Here is a 22700-nt window from a genome sequence, read left to right on the forward strand (position 1 = left end):
ACTGGTGCATCAACTCCGACAACAGCACGCTCGGCAGATCGGCCACATTGGCCGTGAGCATGATGGCTCGCGTGAAGCGATGCAGGCGATCGGCGATGGCGACGTTCTCTTGTCCGTGACGGATCATCTCCATCACTTTCAGCTCCATGGCCTTGAGCTTGTCGCGCAGCATTTCCATTTGCCGCTCCTGCAGCGACACCGCCCGCTGGCCATGCGGGCTCGTGAGCTGGATGCTTGCGAGCAGCTCTGCCTGCCGCTCGAAAAATCCGGGCGTGTTGGCAAGATAGTTGGCGATGTCCAGCTCGGTGATCCCTTGTATGCCTGATGCCGTGCTCACAGTTCGATTTCTCCTTCAAAGACGGTTTGTGCGGGGCCGGTCATCAGCACATGGCTGTCGCCGCCTTGCCATTCGATGGTGAGGCGCCCGCCGCGCGTGTCGACGTCGACACGCTGGTTCAAGAGCCCGAGGCGGATTCCCGCGACCACGGCCGCGCAAGAACCTGTGCCGCAGGCGAGTGTTTCGCCGGCGCCGCGCTCATGCACGCGCAGCTTGATGTGATCGCGGTCCACGATCTGCATGAAGCCCGCGTTGACGCGTCGCGCGAATCGCGTGTGCGCTTCGATCATCGGGCCTTGCGACGCGACCACGCCGGAATCCACGTCCGCCACCACCTGAACCGCGTGCGGGTTGCCCATGGATAGCACGGCCAGGTCGACGTCGTAATCGCCGAGCGACACGGGCCATTGCTCGAAATTGCCCACGCGCCGCGGCGTGAGACCCGTGGGGTCGAAGGGAATCTTGTCGTGCGCGAACACCGGTGCATTCATATCGACCGTCACACGGCCGTCGGGCTGCAGGCGCAACTCGAGCAGGCTGTTCATGGTCTCGACGCGGATCGTGTCCTTGTCCGTCAGGCCCTTCGAACGCACGTAGCGCACGAAGCAGCGTGCGCCGTTGCCGCATTGCTCGACCTCGTCGCCGGTGTTGTTGAAGATGCGATAGCGGAAGTCGACGCCCGGCGTGTTGCTGCGCTCGACGACGAGGATCTGGTCCGCGCCTATGCCGAAACGGCGGTCGCCCAGGATGCGGTATTGCTCGGGGGTTAGATCGATGCGTGTATGTGTTGCATCGAGCACGACAAAGTCGTTGCCCGCGCCGTGCATCTTTGTGAAGTGGAGTCGCATGCCTGGATTATCCGGGAGCGACGCGGCCAGAGGGGGGCACGTGCGTCGCTTCAACGCATCGCACGGACTCGCTCCCTCTTTCCCGGTTGGGGTGAGGGCTGCGGCCGTTGAATCGATGGCCTCGTTCGTTCCACCTCCATCGCCCTCACCCCCGCCCTCCCAGAGGGTCCCAGAGGGAAAGGGAGCAATACAGGTCGATGGCTTGTCCGAGCCCATCTTTTTGATGGCTGCATGACAGCACGCGCGGGCATTCGACATGCCCGCCGAGCCCCCTCTCTTAGGGGGCCGGCATCCGGACAGCCGGTTTGACAGGGGTTCTCGCTGCCACTATTCATTGAATGTGGGGGCACGAACGGCAGCGAGCCGGTTGTGCTCCCTTTTTTGCCTGTGGGGTTTCGACAGGAGGAGAGCAACATGACATCACATCGATTGATCCAACTCGCCCTCGCCATGGGTGGCCTGTGCTGCCTGGTCGCGCCGGCCTACGGTGTCGAGTTCAGGGCCGATGGGCTCGTGAGCGATGACATCGCGTTGCACCCGGCCCAGGTGGAGGACAAAGGCCTTGTGAACGCCTGGGGAATGTCCTTTTCACCGATGAGTCCCTTCTGGGTCTCGTCCGCCGATGGCGGCAACTCCGGGGTCTACCGTGTGAATCCGACGACGCAGGCCACGACCAAGGAGCCTCTTACCGTCAGCATCGTCGGCAACCCGACCGGGCAGGTGTTCAACGGCAACACTGCAGCCTTTCATAACGATCGCTTCCTCTTCGTCAGTGAAGATGGGACCGTGTCCGGGTGGCGAGGTGCGCTGGGTACGACCGCCGAAACCCTTGTGGCGGGGAGTGCTGGCAACAGCTACAAAGGCGCGGCCTACGCCACGATCGGCCTCAACAGCTATCTGTACGCCACCAATTTCTCTGCAGGAAAGATCGACGTCTTCAAAGGCGACGGCGGGTCGCCGACGCTCACAGGCAACTTCACTGATCCGACAGTTCCCGCGGGATACGCGCCCTTCAACATCCAACTCCTGGGCAGTAGCCTGTACGTGACCTACGTAAAGCAAACCGCCGACAAAGCCGACGAGGTCGCCGGCGCGGGATTGGGGATGGTCGACGAGTTCGATCTGCAAGGCAACCTGGTAGGACGTGTCGCAACCGGCGGCACGCTCAATGCGCCCTGGGGTCTGGCTATCGCGCCCGGAACTTTCGGCTCCTGGGCCGGTGCGCTGCTCGTAGGCAACTTCGGTGACGGCCGCATCAATGCGTTCGATGCGAGCACACATTCCTTCCTGGGCCAAGTGCTCGCTGACGGTGGGGCGCCGCTCGAAATCGACGGTCTGTGGGCCATCTCTCCCGGCAACGGCATCGGGGCAGGAAGCATTCAATCGCTGTACTTCACCGCGGGGCCGGCCGAGGAAACGCATGGCTTGTTCGGCGTGCTCACGCTAGTGCCCGAGCCGTCGACCACCGCGATGGTCGCCTTGGGCCTGACGCTGATCGCCGCTTTCGCGCGACGTCGGCACTGACATGCCCGCATGGCGCGAACGATCCTCGTTCGCGCCATGCGTCTTTCGTTTGCATCCAAGGCAAAGCGCGTGTGTCTACCGCCTGCGGGTCAGCGTGTAGATGCTGCGTGCCCATTTCAGACCCGAGTTGCGCAAGCAGTCCGCGGATTAGGATCAGGCTTAGGCTTAGAGGCTGAGAGTATTTCGATCATGCCCGCTCATCACGCCAAAAGCCCCCTGCTCGTCGTTGCAAATGCTCGCCATAGCCCGCCATAGCCAAGCTATGGCTGCGCTTTGCGCCTAGATCAGGCGCCTTTTGACGTGCTGCTCGGACACGTTCGAAATACTCTCAGCCTCTTAGGCGAGACCGCGCACGCGGGCCATCAGGCGAACAAGTCCCAGCAGTGAATCGAGGTGCGGCGTCGCAAGCTTCAGATGGTCCCCGATCTCCTTGACCGAGCCCACCAGTGCATCGATTTCCAGCGGCCGACCTGCTTCCACGTCCTGCAGCATCGAGGTCTTGAACGCGCCCAGCTTGCGAGTCACCTCGTGCCGTTGTTGCGGGGTCTGGTCGATGGGAAGACCAATGCGGCCACCGATCGTGTTGGCCTCGATCATCACCGCACGGCAGAAGTCGCGTACCAGCGGATCGTCGAGCACGAGGTCGGCCGTTGCGCCGGTCAATGCCGACACAGGGTTCATCGTCATGTTGCCCCACAGTTTGAACCAGATGTCGCGCTGGATGCGATCGCTTGCCGTGACGGCGAAGCCGGCGCGCGTGAGCAAGGCTGCCAGGCCTTCGACACGCGAAGACATGCCACCACGCGGCTCGCCGATGACGAGCCCGTTCCCCATCACGTGATGCACCCGTGCAGGCGCCGGCGCGGCGCTGCTGGCGTGCACGACGCAGCCGATCACGTGGCGGATGGGGATCGCGTTGCGCACCACATCGCCCGCATCCACCGACTGCAGATGCAGCCCATCGCACTCGCCGCCCAGTCCGTCGAAGAACCACCAAGGCACGCCATTCATTGCGACAAGAACCATGGTGTCGGGATGAAGAAGTTGGCGCACTGCAGGCGCGACGGCGGCGAGTGCCGGGCCCTTTACGGCGACGATGACGAGATCTTGCAGTCCGAGTTCCGCGGGGTCTGCGCTGGCTCGCAACTCGACGCGCCTGGTCGTGCCGTCGCTGTCGACCTGCAATCCGTCGCGTTTCAATGCGGCCAGCGTGTCGCCACGGGCCAGCGCAGTCAACTCGATCTCCCCTGCTGGAATGCGCGACCCAAGCCATCCGGCGAACAAGCCGCCGATGGCGCCTGCGCCGACGATGCATATTTTCATGATCGGTTCTCCATCTGTCTTGAAAAGGCGGTTCAGCCCATCCAGCGCTCTGTCGCCCATTCGACCACGGCAGGCAAGGGCAGGCCGACGCGCCGTTGCTGCCGCAGGCCGGCAGCGTCGTTGCCCGCGAACAGGCTGTCGCGCAGCAAGTTGCTCGCGTTCAGTGCGCGCAAGTCGAGCGCATGTTCATCGATGCGCGCCAGGGTGCGCAAGATGTCATCGCGCAGCTTGTGGCGCTCCTTGGTCTTCGGGTCCACGATCTCGCCGTCGAGGCCGAAACGGCAGGCCTGGAAACGGTTGAAGGTGTAGACGAGGTAGTCGTCTTCTGCAGGTTCGAAGGGCTTTTCTTCGCGCAAATAGCGGCAAAGGCATTGCAGGTAGCACGCCAATGCCGCGGCCTTGTCGACCGTGAGAGGTGTGTCGCAGACGCGCAGTTCGATGGTGCCGAATTCGGGCTTGGGCCGGATGTCCCAATAGAAGTCTTTCATCGACTGCACGACGCCGGTGCTCGTCATCTTGTCGAAGTAGTGGCCGAAGTCGTCCCAAGTCAGCGCGAAGGGCGCGCGGCCCGACAACGGAAAGGCGAACACCGAGTTGAGCCGGGCCGAATCGAAGCCCGTGTCCGTACCCTGAACGAAGGGCGACGATGCCGACAGCGCGATGAAGTGCGGCACGTAACGTGACAGTGCATGCAGGAGCCACAGCGCCGTGTCGCCGTTCTCGCAGCCCACGTGCACATGTTGTCCGAACACAGTGAACTGTTTGGCGAGGTAGCCGTACAGCTCGCTGATGTAGTGGAAGCGCTCGGTCGGGTAGATCTGCTGCGCGCTCCAATGCTGGTAGGGGTGTGTGCCGCCGCCGGCGATTCCGATGTTTAGCTTGCGCGCGCCGTCAGACAACTGCCGGCGCAAGTCTTTCAGTTCGTCGAGCAGCGGGCCGTGCTCGGTCTGGATGGACGAGCCGATCTCGATCATGCTCCGCGTGATCTCAGGCTTTACATCCCAGGCGCCGCTGTGGTTGGCGAGGACGCGCAAGAGGTCCTCGGCCTGCGGCGCGAGGTCGAAGTCGTGCGTGCTGACGAGCTGCAGCTCGAGTTCGACGCCGAGCGTGAGTGGTGCAGACGGTGTAAAGGCGGCGAGGCTCATATGCTGGGCTCCGTCTCAGATTCGCGGGCGATTTGCTTGAGCGCGAAGGTGGTCCACAAGGGCCCTGTCAATTGCATCAAGGTGGTAGCGGCAAGCAAAGCCTGCAATGCCCATTTGTCCACACCCGGGAACTGCGACGCCCAGATGAAAGTATCAGCAGCCAGCAGCACAGCAAGACTGCTCATTGGTTGCAGCGCGAGGATGAGTGCGCCCGATTGGCGCCAGCCGAGTCCGCTGGGTTTGGCGAGCAGCAGCACGGCGATGGCCTTTCCGGCGGCGCGTGCCACGATGATCGCGAGCACCGAGGGCCACAGCGTCCCGATGTGATCGAGCGTGAGCAGCAGGCCCAGGGAAATGAAGAGCACGACACCGAGTGCGGCTCCTGCCGATCCGAGCTGCGGCTCGACAGTGAGGCCATGCCGCATGCGGGAGCGGGCCACCACGCCGGCGACGAGCAATGCAAGCAAAGGCGACAGGGTCCATTGCACAGCAAGCATGCTCGCGATGGTGACGACCGCGATTTGCAGCACAGGCATCGTGCCTGTACCGTGCACGCGCCTGGCCAGCAGGTCGAGCAACAGGCCGCACACGGCGCCGAGCAGGAAGGAACCGGCCACGACGTAAAGAGCACCAGTGCCCGTCGAGACGAGGTCGTGTTCAGCTGACGCAGCGAACACGCGCCAGACCCTGAGGCTCAGCATTGCCATCACGCTGTTGATTGCGGTCATGAGCAAGAGCCGCTCGGTGACTTGTCCGCGCGGTCGGATATCGTGCAGCACCGCGAGCGTGATAACGGGCGAGGTGGACATCGCGACGATGCCCGCCACGGCCGCAGAGAGCATCGGCACCCCGAGCCAGTTCAGCAAGAACGTCACGGCAGAGCCGGCGAGCGCGCCTTCGAGCAGGCAGGTCACGGCGAGCGATGGGTTGTCAATGAGCCAGCGTGGCCGAATGCGCGTGCCAAGCTCGAACACCAGGACGCCGATCGCGAGATCTATGAGCGGCTTCCAGGTGTCGAGCTCCGCGCGCTCGAGAATGCGCAGCACGAGGGGGCTCGCGAGCACGCCCACCAGCATGTGCCCACAAGGCCGCGGCAATCTTATGTAGCGGTGCAGCAAGTCGGCCAGCACGACGGCAAACACCATCAGCAAGGCCAGGCCCAGCACCGGGTCGGCCAGGCGCAGCACCTCTAGCATCCACGCAGGCAAGTCGGCAATGCTCGCCAGGAAGGTCAGGTCGGTCATAGGGGGCGCAGCTTACGCAAATTCGAGCCCCGCACGGTAACCGATGCCGTGACCAGCCGATGGGCACGCATCTCGTGCCGGGCTATCAATGTCCGGGAAAACTGTCTGGACGGACTGACAGGCGAAGCAGAAGGTCGCGTTGCCGCTCCGCTATCGGCGGCGATGCGCGCCACCTGTCAGCATGCCTGCGTTGTTTTATCGGACCTCAGGGACTCTTGAATCCTCCACAATCACCCTTATTTTGTCGTGCGCGGCCGGGTTTCTTGCGGCCATAGACATCACGGGACGATCATGGAAAAACAAACGCTTTCCTTCCAGGCCGAGGTCAAGCAGATCCTGCACCTCGTTACGCACTCGCTGTATTCGAACAAGGAGATCTTTCTACGCGAGCTGATCTCCAACGCGTCAGACGCCTGCGACAAGCTGCGCTTCGAGGCGCTGAACAAGCCCGAGCTCTACGAAGACCAGCCCAATCTTGAGGTGCGAGTGAGCTTCGACCCCGCGGCGAAGACGATCACCATCGTCGACAACGGCATCGGGCTGTCGTCGGCTGAGGCGGTGGCCAACCTGGGCACCATCGCCAAGAGCGGCACGCGCGAGTTCATGGCCGCACTCGAAGGCGACCAGAAGAAGAATGCGCAGCTCATCGGACAGTTCGGCGTGGGTTTCTACAGTGGCTTCATCGTGGCCGACCGAATCACGGTCGAATCGCGCCGGGCAGGATTGCCAACGGAAGAGGGTGTTCGCTGGAGTTCGGAAGGTGCCGGCGACTTCGAGGTGGAGACTATCGCGCGTTCAGCACGCGGCACATCCGTCACGCTGCATCTGCGCGACGGCGAGGACGAGTTCCTGAGCGGATGGAAGCTCAAGTCCATCATCGGAAAGTATTCCGACCATATCTCACTGCCCATCCTCATGCAAAAGGAAGAGTGGGATGCCGAGGCGCAAAAGCAGGTCACGCGCGACGAATGGGCGTCTGTGAACAAGGCGGCGGCGCTGTGGACGCGCAACAAGAACGACATCACGCCTGAGCAGTACAACGAGTTCTACAAGCAAATCAGCTACGACAGCGAGCCGCCGCTGGCCTATACGCACAACCGGGTCGAAGGCCGCAGCGAGTACACGCAGCTGCTCTTCATTCCTGCCAAGGCCCCATTCGACCTGTGGAACCGCGACAAGCGCGGCGGCGTGAAGCTGTACGTCAAGCGTGTCTTCATCATGGATGACGCCGAGGCGCTCATGCCGGTGTACCTGCGCTTCGTCAAAGGCGTGATCGACAGTGCCGACTTGCCGCTCAACGTCTCGCGCGAGTTGCTACAGGAAAGCCGCGATGTGAAGGCGATCCGCGAAGGCTCGACCAAACGCGTGCTGTCGATGCTCGAATCGCTGGCCGACAGTGAAGACTCTGCTGAAAAGGCCAAGTACGCCGCTTTCTGGAAGGACTTCGGCGGGGTCCTCAAGGAGGGCATCGGGGAGGACCACGCCAATCAGGAGCGGCTTGCCAAACTGCTTCGGTTCGCGTCCACGCATGCCGACCAAAGCGTAAGCTTTGCAGATTATCTCGGTCGCATGAAAGAAGGGCAGGAGGCCATCTACTACATCACTGCCGACAGCCTGGCGGCCGCCAGGAGCAGCCCGCAACTCGAAATCTTCCGCAAGAAGGGAATCGAGGTGTTGCTGCTCGTCGATCGTGTGGACGAGTGGATGCTGAGCCACCTCTACGAGTTCGACGGCAAGGCGCTGCAAAGCGTCGCCAAGGGCTCAGTAGATCTTGGCAATCTGCAGGACGAAGCGGAGAAGAAGCAAGCCGAGGAAGCAGCCACTGCGTTCAAGCCAGTGCTCGATCGCTTGAAGGAAGCACTGAAGGACAGGGCGAAGGACGTGCGTATCACCACCCGTTTGGTCGACTCACCGGCATGCCTGGTGGTAGTGGAGGGCGACATGAGCGGCCACCTCGCGCGGCTCCTGAAGCAGGCTGGCCAAGGCGCGCCTGCATCACGCCCGATTCTCGAAGTCAACGCCGAACATGCGCTTGTGAAACGACTCGACGGCAGTGCGCATTTCGACGATCTAGCTCACATCCTTTTTGACCAAGCCTTGCTGGCGGAAGGCGGGCACCTGGAAGATCCGGCGGCCTATGTGCGCCGGGTCAATGCGCTTCTGATGAGCTGATTTTGATAGGGGCCCGAGTCCGGGCCCGATGTCGAAATGAAATAGCTGATTCAGAAATGAATAGAGCCGACCCGAAGGTCGGCTCATATCCCAACTCGAGACTGGAATATTCAGTCAGCGCGGCGGCGACGGGCGACAAAGCCCATGATGCCGAGGCCAGCCAACATGAGGGCATAGGTCTCGGGTTCCGGAACAACCGAAACCTTGACGCCGACGACGAGGTCGTCATAGTCAGCGTCGACTTTGTAGCCGTCGTTGAAACCGAGGACGAAGTCGTATTCGCCGCCCTTGGTGTACTTTGTTAATGCGCCATGGTCGAAGGTGCCGAGAACGACGTAGCTTGCGAAGGCAAGCAGGTTGCCGCCGTTTGAAACTTCGCTGCCGTCATCGGCGTCCCGGAACTTGAAGTCCAGCGGCGAACTGGCGTAGAACGGGCCGTAGGTCGACGGTGCTGCTGCGAGGTTGTTGAAGACCAGGCTGCCGTTGACATAAAACTGATTGATGTGGGCGGCTTCTTTGCCCAGGAAGGTGGCGGTGATCTGGTCAAGCGGATTGTCCGAAACCAGCTTCGTGTCTTGCAGGCCTGAAGACTGCGGGGCGGTCAAGACCGGGGGCGCGTCGTAGTCATCGAAATGGTTTTCCTTCCCGCCGACGAGGCTCACGGTTGCGTTGGCACTGCCAACGATTGCCAGCAGTGCTGCAGCTAGGAGAGTACGTTTCATTTGGTGTGTCCCTTCTCTGAGTTAGTACTCGCATCGGGCTCCTCCCTTTGCGATGGGCGGATGTTAGGTATTACAGAGTCGTAGCACATCCCGTGTTCAGGGGGTTTGAAGGGTGTTATAGGGCGGCATCCCCTAGGTTGCAGGAGATGCGTGCATGGCGGCAATTTGCTCTCGCAGCACCTGTGCTTGCTGTTGCCAGTACGAGGCACCACCGAACCAGGGAAATGCAATGGGGAACGCCGGGTCGTCCCACCGCTTGGCGAGCCAAGCGCTGTGATGAACAAGGCGCAGTGTGCGCAAGGCCTCGATCAGTCCCAGCTCCCGATCGTCAAATTCCATGAACGATTCGTAGCCTGTAAGCAGTGCCCGCATCTGTTCCCGATTGGCGTTTGGTTCGCCGGACAACATCATCCACAAGTCCTGGACGGCGGGGCCGTTCATCGCGTCGTCGAGATCTACGAAATGGGGGCCTTCATCGGTCCACAGCAGATTGTTGATGTGGCAGTCGCCGTGCAGGCGAATCGACCGCGTCGGCGCCGCACGTTCGAATGCCGCGTCGGCCAAGTCGAGGGCCTCGTCGACGATCCCGGTCCATGTGGCTCGGATGTCGGGCGGCAAAAGATTGGATTCGATGATCCAGTTCCGAGATGCGCGACCGAGCGTAGCCACGCTCAATTTGAGGCGGTGCTCGAACGGCCTGCGGGCGCCGATTGAGTGCATGCGGCCGATGAATCGCCCGATCCACTCCAGATGCTCGATCGACTCCAGCGAGGGTGATCGCCCTGATCGTCGCGGCGAGATGGCGTAACGATGGCCCCCCGCAGCAGCCAGGGTGGGCGGATTGCCGACGAGGCGCACTGTAATGGCTGGATCGGGCGTTGACGCTAGCACCAGAGGCGCGACGACCGGCACTTCGGCGGCAGCGAGTTCAGCCGCGAATAGATGTTCTTCGAGGATTTGTGTATCGGTCCATCGACCCGGTCGATAGAACTTCGCCACGACCACCCTGCCATCCTCCAGAAAAACCTGGAAGACGCGGTTTTCATAGGAATTGAGTTGCAACAATCGGCCGTCCCCGCGCAGGCCGACGACCTCAAGCGCGTCCAGCACCATGTCCGGTGTCAGGCCGGTGAAGGGTGTCCGGGTCGAAATGGAAGACTCGTCGGATGCGCTCATGGCGCGCATCGTACGCGGCGTCTGAGCGGTTGAGCTTAGTGACGCGTCGGATTTGAATGACGCCGGCTATCCACCACCACGCCGTCAACGTCATCTGGTGAGTGACGCGGAACGTCGGGTCGCTGTTGAGCACCTGAGCCGCTCAGGTCTCCAAATTCAGACGAGCCGGAGCCGTCCAACCGGTTGTCAGGAGCGAAGAAGGAATCTTGGAAGAACGTGGAGTCCTGCCAAAGCGCTGTTCGCTCGGCCCGCCGGTTCGCGACGGTGCTGGACAGGAAATCCCGAGCTTCGTGAAGACTGGGGCTCGGGGCTGGCGCGGCCTGCGGCCCCCGAGGCGTGTTGGTGTGCTGTGGCACGAGCAATTGAAGCTCCGCGATAGTTGGCAGGCGGTCGGATGGGCATCGCAGGTAGCGCACTCGGCAGGCGGCGAGCGCCGACTGCTTGATTTGGGTGGTTCTGCGCGAACCAATTTGCTCGGCGTCAAGATCGATGGTCGCCAGTACGCGCCCATTGGCACTACAAACGGCGAACGCCACATGGATTGCGCCCAGCAGGTCGTACCAATAGCGAAGCTCATTCGCGTCCGTCGGGTGGCAAAAGCGCACCAGCGGAAGCTTGGACAGGATGATCTGATGAGGAAGAGCCTCTCTGAGAAGGCGGTAGAGCCGGCGCTCGTCGGTGTTGAAGACCAGCCGCGCTACGAGTGCCCAATCGGTAGGCAAAGATGCTTGTGGTGCTGCTGCGCGAGAGCGCAGCACCCACCCCCCCAATGCGATCGCAGCCGTGCCAAGCAAGGCACCAATGATGATCCACGGAACAGTTTGCATGGTAATGGCGTCGTCTGGCAGCCGGCGGCTCCGCAAAAGGTGAGGCGCCAGCCGAGAATTCCTCTCGGGGTGGGTCAATTGTCAGGCCCACTGTTGCTTTGCATCCCCATAATAAGGTGTGACCTGCAGATCGCTCAATCGAAGCGCAGGCAGCGAACCGGCACCCAGGACCATGGCTGGCGGCCTAGTTAAGGCCAATTGACCGGGGCGCACACCAAGACCTTAATTCGGTTCGATTTGCCTTGCGGGGTCATCTGATAGAATCCAAAGCTTTCCCACAACAGCCCCAGGAAAAAATGCGTTTTGGGTTCTGCCCAGGACGACCTGCCTAAGAGGCCGCCATCAAGAGAAGCGGCGCCGACCGCAGGACCGGTTGCGAGTTCGGAAACGAAGTCGTCAGCCAAAGCGGGGCTCGATTCTTAACCCAAGTCATTTCATGAAAACCTTCAGCGCAAAACCGGCCGAAGTGGAGCATGAGTGGTTTGTGATTGACGCAACCGACAAGGTTCTCGGACGGGTGGCCAGTGAAGTCGCCCTCCGCCTGCGCGGCAAACACAAAGCCATCTACACGCCTCACGTCGATACCGGCGACTTCATTGTCGTCGTCAATGCAGACAAAATTCGCGTCACCGGCAACAAGGCCAACGACAAGGTGTACTACCGTCACACGGGTTTTCCCGGTGGTATCTACGGCACCAAGTTCAAAGACATGCAAGCCAAGCATCCGGGCCGTGCGCTCGAAAAGGCCGTGAAGGGCATGCTCCCCAAAGGGCCGCTGGGCTATGCGATGGTCAAGAAGCTGAAGGTCTATGCCGGTGGTACCCACCCGCACACCGCCCAGCAGCCCAAAGTGCTCGAGATCTAAGGAGCGGTGATGATCGGAAATTGGAATTACGGAACCGGCCGTCGCAAGTCTTCGGTGGCACGCGTTTTCATCAAAAAAGGCACGGGGCAGATCCTCGTCAATGGTAAGCCGGTTGATCAGTATTTCGGCCGCCAGACGTCCATCATGGTTGTGCGTCAGCCGCTCGTGCTGACCGCTAACGACGCGGCCTTCGACGTGAAGGTCAACGTTCATGGTGGCGGCGAGTCGGGTCAGGCTGGCGCGGTACGCCACGGTATTACCCGTGCCCTGATTGACTACGACGCGGCGCTCAAGCCCGCACTGAGCCACGCTGGCTTCGTGACGCGTGATGCGCGTGAAGTTGAACGTAAGAAGGTCGGTCTGCACGGCGCGCGTCGCCGGAAGCAGTTCAGCAAGCGCTGACGCTTATTGTTCACCGAGCAAGAAAAAGGCCGCATTTATGCGGCCTTTTTCTTGCTCGGTGCATTGCACACAAGTGGACAGGTCCGATTTGGACGGCCTGAGAGGTTGAGAGTATTTCGATCATGCCCGCTCATTCACGCCAAAAGATCCCTGCTCGTCGTTACAAATGCTCGCCATAGCATGAGCTGCACTATGGCTGCGCTTTGCATCTAGATCAGGTGCCTTTTGACGTCCTGCTCGGACACGCTCGAAATACTCTCAGCCTCTGACCTGAAGCCATCGGACACATCGGACATGCGCTGGAAACTGATGCGTCGAAGACTGTCGATCAGTGCGCCGCGCATGATCGTTCGCAGTCACCTGCCCTGGCCACTGCGGTGGGCCGCGGTGGCGCTTGTTCTGGGCTTTTCTGCAGCCATTGCAGTGTGGGCCTTCGAGTTCGGCAAGGACATCGCGGGCCTTGATCGCGGTGCCAAAGCCGAGTTGGCCAAACTGCGAATCGAGGTGGCGCAACTGCAGGCGGAACGGGAGAGAAGTCTGTCGATCGCGAACACTGCCGACAGCCTGCTTAAATCCGAAAAGGCATCGCAAGAGCGGCTGGTGCAGCAGCTAAAGCAAATCGAAGCTGAGAACCTCTCGCTCAAGGCGAATCTGGGCTTCTTTGAACGACTGCTGCCTGCGGGTGTCAGCTCAGGGGTGAACATCCGAAGTCTTCAGGTCTATGCCAAATCTCCGGAGCAGGTGCGGTTCCAGTTCCTGGTGATGCAACCCGGCAAAAACGTGCCCGAGTTTCGTGGCAGTTACGACGTGACGCTTCAGGGCACGATGGACGGCAAAGCTTGGTCCTTACTGGCGCCTGGCGGCCCTAAACCATTGCATATGAAACAGTATTTACGGGTTGAAGAATTGATCGACCACCCAGCAGCGGCCGTGTTAAAAACCGTTCAAGTCCGGGTGTTGGACGCGAGCGGCGGGGTCAAGGCAACCCTTTCCGCCCCAGTTATGAAGTCTCGTCTGTGATCCCGCATCGATTACCGCAGACGACCATGTTGGGAGACATCATGTTCAGCAAGAAGAAGCAGCCGCCGATTCGTACGTTGATCGGCGAGGGAACCGTCATTCAGGGTGAATTGCGTTTCACCGAGGGGCTTCGCATCGACGGTGAAGTTCATGGCGATGTCGTGGCAACCGGTGAGGGCCACAGCATTCTCGTCATCAGCGAGAAGGCACGTGTCATGGGCAAAGTAAAGGCCGCCCACGTGATCATCAACGGCAGCGTGGCGGGCCCCGTGATTTCGGACGAATTGCTCGAATTGCAGCCCAAGGCCAGCATCGTAGGAGATGTTCGCTACGAGGTCCTCGAAATGCACCAAGGTGCCACCATAGATGGTGAATTGCGACCGCTGAAGGCCGATGAGAAACCCGCGTTGAAACTGGCGGCTTCGAACGGCGGATAATGCGGGTTCGCACGTTCCCGAAGGAATCCAGATGAGCGCAGTCGCCGACAACCGCACCACCGCCCCGCACTACGATGAACCGCCGCCTCCGCTGGTGTTCACCGACAGCGCCGCATCAAAGGTCAAGGAACTTGTCGACGAGGAAGGCAATCCCGACCTCAAGCTGCGTGTCTTTGTGCAAGGCGGGGGGTGCTCTGGCTTCCAGTACGGCTTTACCTTTGACGAGATCATCAATGACGATGACACGCAGATGCACAAGAACGGCGTCACCTTGCTGATCGACGCGATGAGCCTGCAGTATCTGGCCGGTGCCGAGATCGATTACAAGGACGACCTCCAAGGGGCCCAGTTCGTGATCAAGAATCCGAACGCAACAACCACCTGCGGCTGCGGATCGAGCTTCTCGGTCTGACCGCCTCTCTTGCTTGACAAGAGCCGCCTTCGGGCGGCTTTTTGCTGGGGGCGCGCAGGTCGAGTCAGGCTGGGTACAAGGCGCCGAGAACTCGTGGCCCTGCTGCTCCGGTGACGGCGACCAGATTGCCTGGCCGGCGATCCACAAAGGCCTTGGCGAGCCAGGCGAAGGCGGCTGCTTCGACCTCGCCTGCGGGGAGGCCTTCTACATCCGTAGGCAGCACCGATGCCGAACCCAGCCGGGATGCGATCAGGCGCATGACATGTCCATTCAGCGCGCCTCCTCCACACACGCGGACGCGGGACGCGCCGGGCGCGTGGTGCGAGATCGCTTCGGCTGCGGCCCACGCCGTCAGTTCGGCAAGCGTCGCCTGGATGTCCGTTGGATCTGTCGACGTCGGGCCAGCGTCGATCACGCGTTGCAGCCATGCGGCATTGAAGAGATCGCGCCCCGTGCTCTTTGGCGGCGACTTGTGGAAAAACGGGTCAGCCTGCATGCGCTGCAGTAACGCTGTATCGATATTGCCCGTCTCCGCCCATGAGCCATTTCGGTCGAAGGGATTCCCTCGGTGCAGTGAGCACCAATGGTCCATCAGGGCATTGCCCGGGCCGCAGTCGAAGCCGATGGTCCGACCATCTGGCAGCAAGGCGGTGAGGTTGCCGATGCCGCCGAGGTTGAGCACGGCCACCGCTTCTCCATCGCGGCCGAATACCGCTCTGTGAAACGCCGGCACCAGTGGCGCTCCTTGTCCACAGGCCGCAACATCGCGGGAGCGGAAGTCAGCCACGACATCGATGCCGCACAGTTCCGCCAGCAAGGCCGGGCTGTTCAACTGAAGCGTGTAGCCCGTTCCATCGAACTCCCCGGGACGATGCCTGACCGTTTGCCCGTGGGCACCGATAGCCCGAACGGCGAAAGCTGATATGCCAACTTTGTGAAGAAGATCGCTCACCATGGCGCCATACACGCGAGCGAGTGCGTTCCCGGCAAGGGCGGCCCGATGAAGCTCATCGGCCCCTGAAGAATTCAATGCCAGCAATTCCGCAGCCATCGCCGGATCGAATGGGCGATGCGCATGCGCCAGAACTTGCACCGCTGCAGGGCCGTCCGCGCCGAAGTCGCACAAGACGCCATCCACCCCGTCGAGCGAAGTGCCGGACATGAGCCCGATGAAGAGATTCGACATGCTGTCGATTGTGCCCGCTGAACAGAACAAGGCCCGCGTCGAGCGGGCCTTGTTCGGGTGACGAGGCGAATGATTTATTCGGCGTACATGCTCGCCCCGGCCACCGTCTGCGCCGCGTCGAGTTGTGCCCGAACGCCCTGCGCCATTTGCGCGAACTGCGCCTTGGCACTCGGCGAGATGGCCACGGTCTCGGAGGCCTTGGCGATGTTTAATGGATTCTGCTGCTGGCCATTGAGCTTTACCTCGAAGTGCAGGTGCGGGCCGGTCGCCCAGCCGGTCGCGCCGACCGCCCCGATGACCATGCCCTGGTCGACGCGCTGGCCCTTGTGGACATCGATGCGGCTCAGGTGCGCATAGACCGTCGAGCGGTTATTGCTGTGATTGATGCTGATGACGTTGCCGTAGCCGTTCTGCCAGCCCGCAAAGTCCACCATGCCGTCACCGACTGTGCGCACTGGAGTGCCGCTGGGCGCGCCGTAGTCGACGCCGTTGTGCTGTTTCCAGGTCTGCAGGACCGGATGGAAGCGCATCGCGAAGCCGGATGTGATCCGCGAGAACTCCATCGGACTCGCAAGGAACGAGCGGCGTTTGCTCTGACCATTCATGTCGAAGTACGCGCCCTTGCCGCTGGCCGGATCCTTGAACCAGACTGCCGCAAAGGTCTTGCCACCGCTTGTGAACTCAGCGGCTAGCACGCGGCCTGATGACTGGTTCCAGGTGATGGGCTCGCCGTCGGCGGTGAGCGCTTCATAAATCAGGCGGAAGCTGTCGCCGCGACGAAGTTCGCGGTGGAAGTCGATGTCCGTCGCGAAGATTTCCGCGAGCTGGCTCGCCACCGGATCAGGGATGTGGGCCTCGTCGGTCGCAGCGAAGAGCGAATTGCGGATGACCCCGCTGCCCATGCGCACTTGGGAGGACAGTGCGGCCGTCTCGATTTTGGCCTGGAACTGCTCGTTGACGCGCGAAACGTGCAGACGGGTGAAATGGGTACCGATTTGGTCGGGGCTTTCCGCCGCGGAGCGGGCGACCAGCTCTTCGAGTTCTCCGGATGCATCGATGCGAACCTGGACCATCTTGCCGGCGCGGCCGGTCAGAAGTTTTTTGGCAACCGCATCGCTGCGCAGGAATGCGGCTGCGCGGGGATCGTGGACGTTTAGCCGGGTTAGCAGCGAGTCGGCGGTGTCGCTGGCACGCGTCAAGTCGTTGCGAAACAACTCCAGATCGTTGGCGGCCAATGCTTCGAGTTGTGACGAAATGCCCTCGGGTGTGACGCTTTCTGTCACGATCCGACTGGGCAGGTCAGCCGCGTCCGGTGCCATTGACGAGACACCGAAAGCAGTTGCGCCAAAACCCGCCAACGCCAGGACGACTGCAGATGTGAGGCTGCGGGGGTGGCGGGTGACGAAACGTCCGGTGCGCTCGAGGGCTGAAGCCAAAGCGCTGTCAACAGAATCCAACGAACTCAATTTGATTTGGCCGGGCGTGGCCCGGATAGCTTGCTTGCGCCATGCGACGCTGCTTTGGTTGCTCTTCACGACCCGAGGCGTCCACTAGAATTCGTGACGCTTTCAAGTCCCGCCAGGATCGTGCGGAAGCCAGGCTCTTCCGCCCGGCTACAGCCGCTGCGCAGTATAGCGATCTGCCACTGCGCAAAAGTCCCTAATAGCCCCATTTCAGGCCCCCTTCCAGAACCGTTGACGTTCCCAATGAACCAGCCTGTCGATCAAGCCCCCAACACCACCCCCGGCGCCTCCGGGTACCCGATCACCGATCAGGTTCTCGAAGCGATGGCTGTCTCAAAGCGGAGTTGTGACGAGCTGTTGCCCGAAACTGACTGGCTCGCCAAGCTTGCACGTTCATATGCAACAGGTGTGCCACTTCGAATCAAATTAGGACTTGACCCGACCGCGCCGGACATTCATGTCGGGCATACGGTAGTTCTCAACAAGCTGAGACAGTTGCAGGACTTAGGTCATACCGTGATTTTCCTGATCGGCGATTTCACGTCGATGATTGGCGATCCGTCCGGCCGCAACACCACTCGCCCGCCGCTTACGCGCGAGCAGATTGAGGCCAACGCCAAGACCTACTACAAGCAGGCGAGCATGGTGCTCGACCCTGCGAAGACCGAGATCCGATACAACTCCGAGTGGAGCGATCCACTGGGCGCGCGAGGCATGATCCAGCTTGCCGCCAAGTACACCGTGGCGCGGATGATGGAGCGCAACGATTTCAGCGAGCGCTTCAAGGCCGGCACGCCCATCAGCGTGCATGAGTTCCTGTATCCGCTGATGCAGGGCTACGACTCGGTCGCGCTCAAGAGCGACCTGGAACTCGGCGGCACCGACCAGAAGTTCAACCTTCTTGTCGGCCGTGCGCTGCAAAGCGAATACGGGCAAGAACCACAGTGCATCCTCACGATGCCGCTGCTCGAAGGTCTGGACGGCGTCGAGAAGATGTCCAAGAGCAAGGGCAACTACATCGCCATCACCGACCCTGCCAATGACATGTTCGCCAAGATCCTGTCGATCAGTGACATCTTGATGTGGAAGTACTTCAAGCTCCTGAGCTGGCGCGCGGAAGACGAGATCGCAAAGCTCAAGGCCGAGGTCGACGCCGGGCGCAATCCGAAGGAAGCCAAGGTGCTGCTCGCCAAGGAAATCACGGCACGCTTTCACAGTGTGTCGGCGGCGGACGCGGCCGAGGCGGACTTCAACAATCGGGCCAAGGGCGGCGTGCCTGACGAGATTCCGTCGGTCGACCTCGGCGGAGCGCCACTGGGTATCGGCTCGTTGCTCAAGCAAGCCAATCTTGCTCCTTCCACGAGCGAAGCCATGCGTCTGGTCGATGGCGGGGGGGTACGGATCGACGGCAGCGTGGTCAGCGATCGCGGGCTCAAGCTCGATGCGGGCACCTATGTCGTGCAGGTCGGCAAGCGCAAGTTCGCACGCGTGACGGTGGCCGCATGATGCCTCTTGTGGACGCCGGGAAGTGAGCGGGGTCGTGGCGACATCTTCTTCGACCGGCGTGGGCGGCGGGTACTCGGTCCGCACTTTTCTCAAGCTCTCGGTGCTCGCAGCCATTGCGACCATCAGTTTGAAGACCGCGGCCTGGTGGGTCACCGATTCGGTAGGTCTGCTGTCGGACGCGATGGAGTCCTTTGTCAATCTCGCCGCGGCGCTCTTCGCGCTCGCAATGGTGACCATCGCCCAGGCGCCGGCTGACGACGGCCATCCCTATGGGCACAACAAGGCCGAGTATTTTTCCAGCGGCTTCGAGGCGATGATGATCCTCGTCGCCTCCCTCGCGATCATCTGGACGGCGGTGCCTCGGTGGTTCTCGCCGCAGCCGATCGAAAGCCTGGGCTGGGGCGTGGCCTTGTCGATCGGCAGTTCGGTGATCAACGGGGTGCTCGCCACCGCGATGCTTCGCGCAGCAAGGCGTCATGACTCGATCGCGCTGGAGGCCGATGCGCGGCATCTGATGACTGACGTGTGGACGTCCGTGGGCGTGGCGGGTGGCCTGTTGCTCGTGCCGCTCACGGGCCTGTTGTGGCTGGATCCGTTGCTCGCGGTCCTGGTCGCGCTCAACATTCTTCGCGAGGCTTTCAGCCTTCTCAGGCGATCGGTGGATGGACTGATGGACCGTGCGCTCTCCGACGAAGACCGTGGCCGCATCGACGCGGCCCTGCAGGCGCTGATGACGGACGACGTCCGCTTCGACCACCTTCGTACGCGCCGGGCGGCCGGTGCCAAGTTCTGTCAGTTGCACATGCACGTTCCCGCGCACTGGACGCTGGCTCGCGCCGCACGCGAGCGGGACCAGGCGGAGCGTCGTCTCATTCGCGCGGTGCGTGGCCTGCGCGTGACCATCGAGCTGCTCCCGGCGGGCGAAGAGCCGGTGGGTATGGTGGCGGACTGAAGAGGATGCTCGCGCTCGTTCAACGTGTCGCGCAAGCGCGTGTCGAAGTCGACAAGCGCGTCACCGGTGAAATCGGTCGCGGCCTTTTGGTCTTCGTTTGTGCCGAGCCCGATGACACGGAGTCCATCGCTGACAAGTTCGTCGCCAAGCTCTTGAAGCTGCGCATCTTCAGCGACGATGCCGGCAAGATGAACCGCAGCGTGGTCGACGTCAACGGCGGGCTCCTCATTGTCAGCCAGTTCACGCTGGCAGCCGATGTGTCCGGGGGCAATCGGCCGAGCTTCACGGGCGCCGCGCCTCACGCGCTTGGCAGGGCCTTGTACGAAGAGTTGTCGCTACTGCAGCTTCGCAGCACGCGTTCGTCGCCAGCGGCGAGTTCGGCGCTGACATGCAGGTGTATCTCGTCAACGACGGACCGGTGACCATTCCGATCACGCTGCGCTGATAGAGCAAAAAAGGCCGCCCGACGGCGGCCTTTCGGACCCGGGCAGCAGAACTTAGCTTAGTCAGCGTACTGCCCCGCGGCCTTGATCAGCGGGCCCCACTTGCTGATTTCGCTCTCGACAAACTTCTTGTGCTCCGGGCCATTGACGCGCGAATCGGTGATGATCATCGCGCCAAGCGCTTCTTCACGCTTGATGAAGTCGGCATCTTTCAAAGCCTGCTTCAAAGCGCCGTTGATCTTGTCGACCACGGCCTTGGGTGTGCCCTTCGGGGCATACATCGCGTGCCAGATCGTGACGTTGAAGTCCTTTAGTCCTGCCTCGTCCAAGGTCGGCAGGTTGACCAGGATCGGCGTCTTCAGGCGCTGCTTGCTCGTGACGGCGTAAGCCTTGATCTTGCCGCTCTCGATCTGCCCCGTCGTGTTGGTGGTCTGGTCGCACATGATGTCGACCTGGCCACCGATGAGGTCCGTCATGGCGGGGCCAGTACCCTTGTACGGCACGGTTTGCATGTCGATCTTGATGCTGCTCTGGAACATGAGACCGCACAGGTGCGATGCCGATCCGATGCCGGCGTTGGCAAGGTTGATCTTGCCCTTGTTGGCCTCCAGCCATTTCACCAGTTCGCCATAGTTCTTCGCGGGCATGGTCGGCTTGGCCACGATCGTCATGGGCACCTCGTTGATCATTCCAAGGTACTCGAAGTCCTCGAGCGTCTTGTACTGGAGGTTGCGATACAGGGCCGGTGCCGTCGAAATGCCTGCGTGGGCCAGCAGCAGCGTGTAGCCGTCGGGTGCGGACTTGGCGACTTTGGTCGCGCCGAGCGTGCCGCCCGCGCCGCCCACGTTCTCGATGATGATCGTTCCGCCCAGCGGCTTGCGCAGCGCCTCGGCCATGTCGCGCGCCACCTTGTCAGTCGGGCCGCCGGCAGCGAAGGGTACGACGATGGTGATCGGCTTGTCGGGGTATTCGGCGAATGCGGTGGTGGCGAAGAAGGCGGCCACGGTGGTGAGGAGCAAACGTTTCATGACGGACGGATCCTGGTTGTCGGTGCAGAAACAAATTGTCTGCGGCCCCCATGCGAGCGACATGCGGAAACTACGTAACACCGGGAAAGCACGAGGTCCGAACTACTCGTAGCTGCGCGCGTCCTCGATCACCTTTCCGTCATTGGGCAAGGAACCCGGTTCGCTGAACACCACCTCGGCGCGCAGCTTGGTCACGTCGCGAATGCTTTGCGCGATGCGCGCGTCGAGCCCGTCGGGCCGCTGCGCCACTTCGACATGCAGCGTCAGCTGGTCGTTGGCCATTTCGCCGCTCACGACCAGGCGGGCGCGACTGACTTCGGGGTGGCGCCGAGCGATGGCAGCAACCTGCGACGGATGGACGAACATGCCGCGCACCTTGGCTGTCTGATCGGCTCGGCCCATCCAGCCGCGGATGCGGGTGTTGGTGCGGCCTGTGAGGCACGTCCCCGGCATCACGGCGGATAGGTCGCCTGTGCCGAAACGGATCAGCGGGTAGTCGCGGTTGAGCGTGGTCACCACGATCTCGCCGACCTCGCCCGACGGCACCGGGTCGTTGGTGCCGGGTCGGACGATTTCGACGATGACATGCTCGTCGAGCACGAGCCCTTCGCGCGCTTCGGTTTCGTACGCGATGAGGCCGAGGTCTGCTGTCGCGTAGCATTGGTAACCCGCGATGCCCCGCGCCGCGAACCAGTCGCGCAGGCTGGGCGGAAATGCCTCGCCGGACAGCAATGCCTTGCGCAACGAGGACAGAGCGATGCCTTGCTCGCATGCCTTGTCCACCATGATCTTCAAGAAACTCGGCGTGCCGACATAGCCGTGCGGTTGCAATTCGGACGCCGCCTGCAGCTGCAGTTCAGTGTTGCCCACGCCGCCCGGGAAGACCGTGCAGCCCAGTGCATGCGCGGCGGTTTCCATCATCGAACCTGCAGGGGTCAGGTGATAGCTGAAGCTGTTGTGCACGAGGTCACCCGCACGAAATCCCGCGGCGAAGAGTGCACGCGCGCCCCGCCAGTAGTCGAGCTCCGAGCCCTCGGGTTCGTAGATCGGGCCGGGGGACGCGAAAACGCGGATTGCCCCGCTTCGCGGACGCCAGCCGATGGTGGAAAAGCCGCCGAATGGGTCTCCGTGCGCGCGCGCCGCCCTCTGCCGCTCGATGAGTTCGCTCTTGCGCGTGACCGGCAATGTCGCCAGCGCCGCGCGGGAGTCGATCTTGTTCGGCGTTACATCCTGCAGGATGGTCGCGTAGGCGGGCGCATTCGCGCGGGCATGCGCGATAAGCTCGGGCAGCGAGGCCATCAGTGCCTGCTCGCGCTGCTGCGGCAATCGCGACTCCAGGGCGTCATAGTGTGCGGCAGACATGGCGCTCATCCAGGTCATTCCTCCGTCCAGCGCACGAGGCGCTTCTTCGCCTCGTCGACGCACTTGCGCACATCGGCACTGTTCTTCAACACGAGCTTGTCCCACTGCGGCGTCTGCGACTGCCGCTGCGCGAGCCTGGCGATGATGGTCTGCCCTTCGACCAGCAGCTCGATCACGCGCTTGCCCTGCAATTCGAAGCCGTCGCCGCGCTCGGCGAGCGGTCGCAAGTCGCGCAGGCTGCGCTTGAGCTGGATCAAGGCCTCTGCGGGCTTGAAGGCGGGCGGTGCAAAGAAGTCATCACTCATG

General features: G+C 61.9%; 22 protein-coding genes and 1 pseudogene. 10 read left to right on the forward strand and 13 right to left on the reverse strand.

All coding sequences use genetic code 11. The annotated features are described in order from the left end of the window. Positions 1-337: DUF484 family protein (locus tag AC30NL_RS00345; protein WP_489462025.1), on the reverse strand; the 337-nt coding region annotated here is incomplete at its 3' end. After that, entirely contained in the window at positions 334-1185 is an 852-nt protein-coding gene (gene dapF / locus AC30NL_RS00350; RefSeq protein WP_489462026.1) for a diaminopimelate epimerase, read from the reverse strand. The genes AC30NL_RS00345 and dapF, both read right to left, overlap by 4 nt. A 414-nt stretch (positions 1186-1599) precedes the next feature. Between dapF and AC30NL_RS00355 the strand changes: the two genes are divergently transcribed. Next, complete coding sequence (locus AC30NL_RS00355) at positions 1600-2709, forward strand: TIGR03118 family protein (RefSeq protein ID WP_489462027.1); 1110 nt, start codon at positions 1600-1602, stop codon at positions 2707-2709. Positions 2710-3045: 336 nt separating this feature from the next. Here the strand turns inward: AC30NL_RS00355 and AC30NL_RS00360 are convergent, their stop codons facing one another. The 3 genes from AC30NL_RS00360 to AC30NL_RS00370 are packed head-to-tail and all read right to left on the reverse strand — an operon-like array spanning position 3046 to position 6421. After that, entirely contained in the window at positions 3046-4032 is a 987-nt protein-coding gene (locus AC30NL_RS00360) for a 2-dehydropantoate 2-reductase (RefSeq protein ID WP_489462028.1), read from the reverse strand. A 32-nt stretch (positions 4033-4064) separates the two neighbouring features. Next, positions 4065-5177, reverse strand: a complete 1113-nt coding sequence (locus AC30NL_RS00365; protein ID WP_489462029.1) for a YbdK family carboxylate-amine ligase — start codon at positions 5175-5177, stop codon at positions 4065-4067. Further along, positions 5174-6421 (reverse strand): cation:proton antiporter, encoded by a 1248-nt coding sequence (locus tag AC30NL_RS00370; protein ID WP_489462030.1) that lies wholly within the window; start codon positions 6419-6421, stop codon positions 5174-5176. The genes AC30NL_RS00365 and AC30NL_RS00370 overlap by 4 nt, the downstream gene beginning before the upstream one ends. A gap of 291 nt (positions 6422-6712) precedes the next feature. On the opposite strand from AC30NL_RS00370, the gene htpG reads away from it, so the two are divergent. Continuing rightward, on the forward strand, positions 6713-8593 hold the full coding sequence (gene htpG / locus AC30NL_RS00375) for a molecular chaperone HtpG (protein WP_489462031.1): 1881 nt from the start codon (positions 6713-6715) through the stop codon (positions 8591-8593). A 110-nt stretch (positions 8594-8703) separates the two neighbouring features. Here the strand turns inward: htpG and AC30NL_RS00380 are convergent, their stop codons facing one another. The 3 genes from AC30NL_RS00380 to AC30NL_RS00390 form a co-directional block, all read right to left on the reverse strand. Continuing rightward, entirely contained in the window at positions 8704-9315 is a 612-nt protein-coding gene (locus tag AC30NL_RS00380) for a PEP-CTERM sorting domain-containing protein (protein WP_489462032.1), read from the reverse strand. 132 nt (positions 9316-9447) lie between these two features. Then, on the reverse strand, positions 9448-10491 hold the full coding sequence (locus AC30NL_RS00385; protein WP_489462033.1) for a serine/threonine protein kinase: 1044 nt from the start codon (positions 10489-10491) through the stop codon (positions 9448-9450). 35 nt (positions 10492-10526) lie between these two features. Then, entirely contained in the window at positions 10527-11318 is a 792-nt protein-coding gene (locus AC30NL_RS00390; RefSeq protein WP_489462034.1) for a DUF2726 domain-containing protein, read from the reverse strand. Positions 11319-11754: 436 nt separating this feature from the next. On the opposite strand from AC30NL_RS00390, the gene rplM reads away from it, so the two are divergent. The 5 genes from rplM to erpA all read left to right on the forward strand — a co-directional run bounded on the left by rplM (position 11755) and on the right by erpA (position 14454). Further along, positions 11755-12183: a 50S ribosomal protein L13 gene (gene rplM, locus AC30NL_RS00395; protein ID WP_489462035.1), complete on the forward strand. Its 429-nt coding sequence runs from the start codon at positions 11755-11757 to the stop codon at positions 12181-12183. A gap of 9 nt (positions 12184-12192) precedes the next feature. Next, positions 12193-12585 (forward strand): 30S ribosomal protein S9, encoded by a 393-nt coding sequence (rpsI, locus tag AC30NL_RS00400; RefSeq protein ID WP_489462036.1) that lies wholly within the window; start codon positions 12193-12195, stop codon positions 12583-12585. Positions 12586-12879: 294 nt separating this feature from the next. Next, on the forward strand, positions 12880-13605 hold the full coding sequence (locus AC30NL_RS00405) for a DUF6776 family protein (protein WP_489462037.1): 726 nt from the start codon (positions 12880-12882) through the stop codon (positions 13603-13605). Between the two features lie 41 nt (positions 13606-13646). Continuing rightward, positions 13647-14042: a bactofilin family protein gene (locus AC30NL_RS00410; RefSeq protein ID WP_489462038.1), complete on the forward strand. Its 396-nt coding sequence runs from the start codon at positions 13647-13649 to the stop codon at positions 14040-14042. A 31-nt stretch (positions 14043-14073) separates the two neighbouring features. Next, entirely contained in the window at positions 14074-14454 is a 381-nt protein-coding gene (gene erpA, locus AC30NL_RS00415; RefSeq protein WP_489462039.1) for an iron-sulfur cluster insertion protein ErpA, read from the forward strand. A gap of 64 nt (positions 14455-14518) precedes the next feature. On the opposite strand, the gene AC30NL_RS00420 is transcribed toward erpA, so the two are convergent. Further along, entirely contained in the window at positions 14519-15640 is a 1122-nt protein-coding gene (locus AC30NL_RS00420; RefSeq protein WP_489462040.1) for an anhydro-N-acetylmuramic acid kinase, read from the reverse strand. Positions 15641-15714: 74 nt separating this feature from the next. Further along, entirely contained in the window at positions 15715-16923 is a 1209-nt protein-coding gene (locus AC30NL_RS00425; RefSeq protein ID WP_489462041.1) for a M23 family metallopeptidase, read from the reverse strand. A 423-nt stretch (positions 16924-17346) separates the two neighbouring features. Between AC30NL_RS00425 and tyrS the strand changes: the two genes are divergently transcribed. The 3 genes and pseudogenes from tyrS to dtd all read left to right on the forward strand — a co-directional run bounded on the left by tyrS (position 17347) and on the right by dtd (position 20006). Further along, positions 17347-18609, forward strand: a complete 1263-nt coding sequence (gene tyrS / locus AC30NL_RS00430) for a tyrosine--tRNA ligase (RefSeq protein WP_489462042.1) — start codon at positions 17347-17349, stop codon at positions 18607-18609. A 34-nt stretch (positions 18610-18643) separates the two neighbouring features. Continuing rightward, positions 18644-19561, forward strand: a complete 918-nt coding sequence (locus AC30NL_RS00435; protein WP_489462043.1) for a cation diffusion facilitator family transporter — start codon at positions 18644-18646, stop codon at positions 19559-19561. Positions 19562-19566: 5 nt separating this feature from the next. Continuing rightward, a pseudogene (dtd, locus tag AC30NL_RS00440) lies at positions 19567-20006 on the forward strand (D-aminoacyl-tRNA deacylase). Positions 20007-20063: 57 nt separating this feature from the next. Here the strand turns inward: dtd and AC30NL_RS00445 are convergent. The 3 genes from AC30NL_RS00445 to AC30NL_RS00455 all read right to left on the reverse strand — a co-directional run bounded on the left by AC30NL_RS00445 (position 20064) and on the right by AC30NL_RS00455 (position 22699). Next, positions 20064-21032 (reverse strand): tripartite tricarboxylate transporter substrate-binding protein, encoded by a 969-nt coding sequence (locus AC30NL_RS00445; protein ID WP_489462044.1) that lies wholly within the window; start codon positions 21030-21032, stop codon positions 20064-20066. Positions 21033-21134: 102 nt separating this feature from the next. Further along, on the reverse strand, positions 21135-22394 hold the full coding sequence (locus AC30NL_RS00450; RefSeq protein WP_489462093.1) for a phenylacetate--CoA ligase family protein: 1260 nt from the start codon (positions 22392-22394) through the stop codon (positions 21135-21137). A 14-nt stretch (positions 22395-22408) separates the two neighbouring features. Beyond that, entirely contained in the window at positions 22409-22699 is a 291-nt protein-coding gene (locus AC30NL_RS00455; protein ID WP_489462045.1) for a hypothetical protein, read from the reverse strand. Position 22700: the final 1 nt, after the last annotated feature.

The sequence above is a fragment of the Rhizobacter sp. genome, from assembly GCA_021153565.1.
Classification (GTDB): Bacteria; Pseudomonadota; Gammaproteobacteria; order Burkholderiales; family Burkholderiaceae_C; genus Albitalea.